This is a genomic window from Protofrankia sp. Cr2 (assembly GCF_963555885.1).
In the GTDB taxonomy this organism is placed as follows: Bacteria; Actinomycetota; Actinomycetes; order Frankiales; family Frankiaceae; genus Protofrankia.
The window spans coordinates 1-5,621 of sequence record NZ_CAUVXG010000093.1; the positions used below are offsets into that span (position 1 = coordinate 1).

The 5,621-nt window shown below is 66.9% G+C and carries 5 protein-coding genes and 1 pseudogene; 3 read left to right on the forward strand and 3 right to left on the reverse strand.

The genetic code is table 11. The features are described from left to right. Positions 1-228 precede the first annotated feature (228 nt). Positions 229-861, forward strand: a complete 633-nt coding sequence (locus U9978_RS23155) for a class I SAM-dependent methyltransferase (protein WP_322763263.1) — start codon at positions 229-231, stop codon at positions 859-861. A 63-nt stretch (positions 862-924) separates the two neighbouring features. On the opposite strand, the gene U9978_RS23160 is transcribed toward U9978_RS23155, so the two are convergent. Then, a complete protein-coding gene (locus U9978_RS23160; RefSeq protein WP_322763264.1) occupies positions 925-2,502 on the reverse strand; it encodes an AAA family ATPase in 1,578 nt (525 codons plus the stop codon). Positions 2,503-2,728: 226 nt separating this feature from the next. On the opposite strand from U9978_RS23160, the gene U9978_RS23165 reads away from it, so the two are divergent. Continuing rightward, entirely contained in the window at positions 2,729-3,343 is a 615-nt protein-coding gene (locus U9978_RS23165) for a TetR/AcrR family transcriptional regulator (RefSeq protein WP_322763265.1), read from the forward strand. Between the two features lie 55 nt (positions 3,344-3,398). After that, positions 3,399-3,758: a TfoX/Sxy family protein gene (locus U9978_RS23170; RefSeq protein ID WP_322763266.1), complete on the forward strand. Its 360-nt coding sequence runs from the start codon at positions 3,399-3,401 to the stop codon at positions 3,756-3,758. A 566-nt stretch (positions 3,759-4,324) separates the two neighbouring features. Here the strand turns inward: U9978_RS23170 and U9978_RS23175 are convergent. Together U9978_RS23175 and U9978_RS23180 are read right to left on the reverse strand one after the other, a co-directional pair. After that, positions 4,325-4,585 carry a DUF2277 domain-containing protein gene (locus tag U9978_RS23175; protein WP_322754546.1) on the reverse strand — a complete coding sequence of 87 codons (261 nt, stop codon included), beginning with the start codon at positions 4,583-4,585 and terminating at the stop codon, positions 4,325-4,327. Positions 4,586-4,642: 57 nt separating this feature from the next. Beyond that, a pseudogene (locus tag U9978_RS23180) lies at positions 4,643-5,621 on the reverse strand (ATP-binding protein); the annotation flags it as partial.

The window sequence follows — 5,621 nt, forward strand, 5'->3', positions numbered from 1 at the left end:
GCGTGCCCCACCGGGTGCACCGCGTGCCCCACCGGGTGCCCTGTGTGCCCCGCCGGGTGCCCCGCCGGGTGCCCCGCCAAGCGCTCCGGTCTCCATCCAACAACGACTCACGCCGGTGTTCCTCGTCGCGTAGATGCCGACTCCACCGTGACGTTCCTCGACACCGTCACCTGGTACCGCAACCACCAGGACCGTGCACACGTGATGTTCAGGGAGGAGGATCGACCCATGGCCAGTCCGGAGAGTCCCGTGGGCACGTCCGATCCGCTGAAACCACGGCGGCCCATCGACTTCGACACCTCCTATCAGGGCACGCCCCCGTGGGACATCGGCCGGCCTCAACCGGCGTTCCTGGACCTGGCCGACGCCGGCGTGCTCCGCGGACGAGTCCTCGATGTCGGCTGCGGAACCGGAGAACACGCCCTGATGGCCGCTCGCCTCGGGCTGGACGCGACCGGCATCGACACCGCAGCGGCGGCCATCGCCCGCGCCCGACGCAAGGCCGCCGACCGGAGTCTGACCGTCAGGTTTCTGGTCGGCGACGCCCTTGAGCTGGAGCAGCTGGGTGAACAGTTCGACACGGTGCTCGACTGTGGACTGTTCCACGTGTTCACCGACGACGATCGCCTCCGGTTCACCGCGAGTCTGCGGTCGACGATCCCACCCGGCGGCCGCTATTTCATGCTCGGCTTCAGCGACCGCCATCCGGGCGATACGGGTCCGCGTAGGCTGACCCGGGACGAGCTCACAGCCAGCTTCGACGACGGCTGGCAGATCGACTCGATCGAGCCGGCCGAAATCGAGATCAACCTCGGACCCACCAGCATCCCGGCCTGGCTGACCGCCATCACCCGAACCTGACCGCTGACGAAACGTCAGCAGGAGACGGTCATCGAGACTCGACAGGCCGCGGGAGCAAGCCGGTCAGGCGCGCAGGACGGTGACCGGGCGACCGGACGGGCTACTCGCCTGCTCAAACCTCGTGCGGTCGGCAATAGGCGCGACCTCGGGCCGACGGTCGAAGACCACCAGGACACCGCGGTCGAGACCGAGCCGGTCGAGGTAACCATCCAGCTGAGCCAACCCCCGGGCCAGCGGATCGGGTTCGCCGGCGCGCCACACCTTCAACTCGATCGCCTCCCGCTGCCAGCACCGTGTGCCAGCCGAGCTCTGATAGGGCCAGCGCACCAGCAGGTCAATCCGACCCCGGCCAATGCCATACTCCCGCTCGACATACCCACCACCATTGACCACCCGCTGCAGATAACCCATCAACACCAACTGCGGGGCCACCTCATGGTAGACAACCCCGGCGGTAAGCACGTCGGAGTGCTCACGCCAGAAGTCGGCGAACTCCCGCAACAGCATGTCGAAATCGAACCGGCCGTCGCTCAGCACGAAACTGCGCGGATCGGCAACGACATTGACCTCCACGTTGGCCGTGAGCACCCGGGCGATCACCTCATGGTAGATCGGGTTGGCGATACGCAACGGACGGGTCGCCGCGACCAGCCCAAGGTCACACGCATACAGCAGATCGTCATCGTACGGATCGAGCTGCGTCAACGTCCCGGCCAGCACCGGCTCCACAACCCGACGCACCCGCGACTCGACGAGCTTGGACGCCAACGAGTCCAGATGCGTGGCGCGCGCCAGAATCAACCGCTCCTTCGCCTGCTCCACATGGTCCACAGTGATCGACTCGGTAGGCGGGACCGCGAGCTCCTCGACGATCTCGTTGGCCAACGCGTTGACCAACCACGGCTGCCCCGCGGTCAACTCCACCGCCCGATCCACCGCCATCGGGGTGAAAACCTGCCCGGTCTCCGCGGTGTGTTGGCCGTACAGCTCCCGGACATCCTCAGCAGTGAAGTCCCCCAACCGCAGCGACTTGAGCTTGATATTGAACGGGCTCGCGGTGCCGAGCCGGCTCGGGTCACCACCACTGGCGGCTTTGTAATCACGGACGTCGCGCAGCCCACACAACGCCACCGAAGCGGGAAACCCACCCGGTCGCTCGTTGAACCCGGCCCGCAACTGGCGCAGCACGCTGATCAGACTCGCACCGCGCAACGCGTCGATCTCATCGAAGAACAACACCAACGGCCGCGGACAGACCCGCGCCCACGCCGCGAGCGCCTCCGCGAGCATGTTCTCCGCAGGGGCCGCCGGCCACGACGGCGGCCGCAGCTCTGCCGGCAGGGCGAACTCGGCCCGGCTTCGCATCGCGTGGAGCACGCCGCGCTGCGCCGCGCCGTAGTCGTCGCCAGCGGCCTCGCCGACCTCACACGAGAAATGCAACGCCGCGTACACGCCACCAGCGGTCAGCTCCTCGGCCAGCGCCCGCAGCGTGGTCGTCTTCCCCGTCTGCCGCGGCGCATGCACCACAAAATAGCCCATCTGATCCACCAGGCTGGGCGCCTCCGGCAACCGCCCCAACGCCGGAACCATGTAGTGATACGCGGGCAAACACGGCCCCGCCGTGTTGAACCTGCGTCCCATGAGCCAGAACCCTCCACACCATCGGACGACCACCGTCCCCGCCACTCTACGGTGCACTGTGTGCCCCACCGGGCGCCCTGTGTGCCCCGCCGGGTGCCCCGCCAGGCGCTCCGGTCTCCATCCAACAGCGACTCGCACCGGTGTTCCTCGGCGTCGGACACCCAGGGCTTGACAGGGGCGTATTCCGAACTAGATTGATGAGCATTCATTCAACTATGGAGGATGGATGGGCCGGCGACAGACCTTCGACTCCGATGATGTCCTCACGGCGGTGATGCACCTGTTCCGTCGGCAGGGTTATCAGGGGACGTCGTTGAAGGACGTGGAGGAGACCACCGGGCTGCATCCGGGCAGTCTTTACCGAGCGTTCGGGAACAAGGATTCGATCTTCCGAGCGGCCCTGGACGCCTACGTCGACCGGGTCGTGGTCCGACGCGTCGCGGACCACCTGGAACGGCCGGATGACCCGCTGGGGGGCATCAGCACGTACTTCACCTCCACCTTCAATACCGGGCGCACCCCGGACCCCGGATGCCTGGTCACGAACACCGCGGTCGAGTCCTACGCCCTGGACGAGCTGACGAGCCGCGGTGTCCGGCGCGGGCTGGATGCCATCGAGCGAGGTTTCACCGGTGCTGTGGCACGCGCACAGGCCGCCGGGCAGGTGCCCGCCGCCGCCCAGGCCGACCGGTGGGGTGCCCGACTCCTGGTCGACTACCAGGGCGTTCTGGTGCTCGTCCGAGCCGGGACGCCAGCCTCCCGACTCCAGGAGATCACCGACGACATTCTCGTCTCCCTGCGATGTGACCCCACCAGCTCATGGAAGGACACGACCCTGTGAACATCGGCTGCCTGGTCGAGGCGCTCCGGTCTCCGGCCGCGACGGACACGCGGCCATGAGCGGTGACCGAAGCCTCGCCGACCACATCCTCGACCAGCTTCAACCGATCGACGGCGTCACGCTGCGCCGTTTCTTCGGCGGCTGGGCACTGTGCCACCACGACCGGCAGTTCGCGATGGTCATGGACACCCTCTATCTTCGCGTCGACGCCGCCGCCGGAGCCGCGGCCGAGGCGGCAGGTGCCCACCCCTTCACCTACCGGGCAGCGGGACGAACCGTCACCGTCCGCCGCTACTACAGCGTCCCCGACGACGTTCTCGACAACCGCGAATCCCTGTGCGCCCTCGTCCTGAACGCGATCGAGCCGACCCGAACAGGAACAGGAAGCCAACCACAGTTCTTTCGATCACAATAGCCGCGGCCGAAAGGAGACTTGGATGTACGGTGCACGCCCCACCGATGACATACCCGACCCGCCCTATGTCGCGCCCGCGGTCGAGGAACTGGGAAAGATCATGAGACGCTACACTCAGAAACTCAACCGGATCTTGTAGCGTTCACCTTATTCAGCCGCGCAGATTACCGAGGCGATAGCATCCATCCAAGCGACCCACAACGAGATCGCCGGGTACGAGGAACGGCTTTCCCGCACGATACCGGGTAGCACCCGCCAGCCAAAGGTGGCGGCATGGTTCGGCTACCATCGACAGACTCTCGACCAGGCATACAACATCTACCAGGGTATTGCCCGCTCGCTCAACCAACCCTCCGGCGCTCCGCCAGCCGCCCCGCCGGTCGCTGCGGACACAGACCCGGCCGAACGGATGCGGCGGCTTCTCGGCGGTTGCTGCATCCATTGTGAGGAACACCTGGGCGCTGCCCTGTACACGGTCACGATATGCCCCCGGTGCGGCCGCTACCCGACACGATAGAATTCATCAGGGATTCTTACCTGGAATCTCACGTACGGCCGGTGATTTCTCAGCGGCCGAGGCGGGCACGGACCTCGGGGCGCCGCAGCGGCGGCACGGTAGTCGGGGGCTGGCGGCGGGCCGGTAGCGCGCCGAGCAGCCGGTGAACCGTAGCGGTCACCTCGGTGACGGCCGCCTCGAACGCATCATCGGCCGCCGGCGGCTGGCGCAGCCCGCTGACCTTCCGGATGAACTGGCGGGCGGCCGCCTCGATCTCCTCGTCGGTCGCAGGCGGGTCGAGGCCCCGCAGTTCGGTGATATTGCGGCACATGCCTACAACGGTAATCCCACCCGCCATGGGAAGCCTCCAGCCAGGCGCGCAGAGCGGTCAGGCGCGAAGGACGGTGACCGGGCGACCCGACGGGCTGCTCGCCTGCTCAAACCTGGTGCGGTCGGCGATAGGCGCGACCTCGGGCCGGCGGTCGAAGACCACCAGGACACCGCGGTCAAGGCCGAGCCGGTCAAGGTAACCATCCAACTGGGCCAGCCCCTTGCCCAGCGGGTCGGGTTCGCCGGCCCGCCACACCTTCAACTCGACCGCCTCCCGTTGCACGGCTCGTTTTCCGTCCGAGTTCTGGTAAGGCCAGCGAACAAACAGATCGATGCGCCCGCGCCCGACGCCGTATTCCCGCTCCACGTGTCCACCCCCGTTCACGACGCGCTGCAGAAAAGCCATGAACACCAGCTGGGGGGCGACCTCATGGTAGACGATCCCACGGGTCAGCACGTCGGAGTGCTCACGCCAGAAATCAGCGAACTCGGCCAGCAACAGGTCGAAATCCAGCCGGCCGTCGGCGCGAACAAAGGCCCGCGGATCAGCGAGAACCGTCTCCTCGGTGTTGGCGGTGAGCACCCGGGCGATCACCTCATGGTAGATCGGGTTGGCGATACGCAGCGGACGGGTCGCCGCGACCAGCCCGAGGTCACGCGCATACAGCAGATCGTCATCGTAGGGGTCGAGCTGAGTCAACGTCCCGGCCAGCACCGGCTCCACAACCCGACGCACCCGCGACTCGACGAGCTTGGACGCCAACGAGTCCAGATGCGTGGCGCGCGCCAGAATCAACCGCTCCTTCGCCTGCTCCACATGCTCGACGCTGATCGGCTCCGATGCGGGAACTTTCATCTTTTCAACGATCTCCCGGGCCAACGCGTTGACCAGCCACGGCTGCCCCGCGGTCAACTCCACCGCCCGATCCACCGCCCCCGGGGTGAACACCTGCCCGGTCTCGGCCGTGTGCTGGCCGTACAACTCAGCCACCTCGCTCGGGGTGAAATCCCCCAGCCGCAACGACTCCAACTTGATA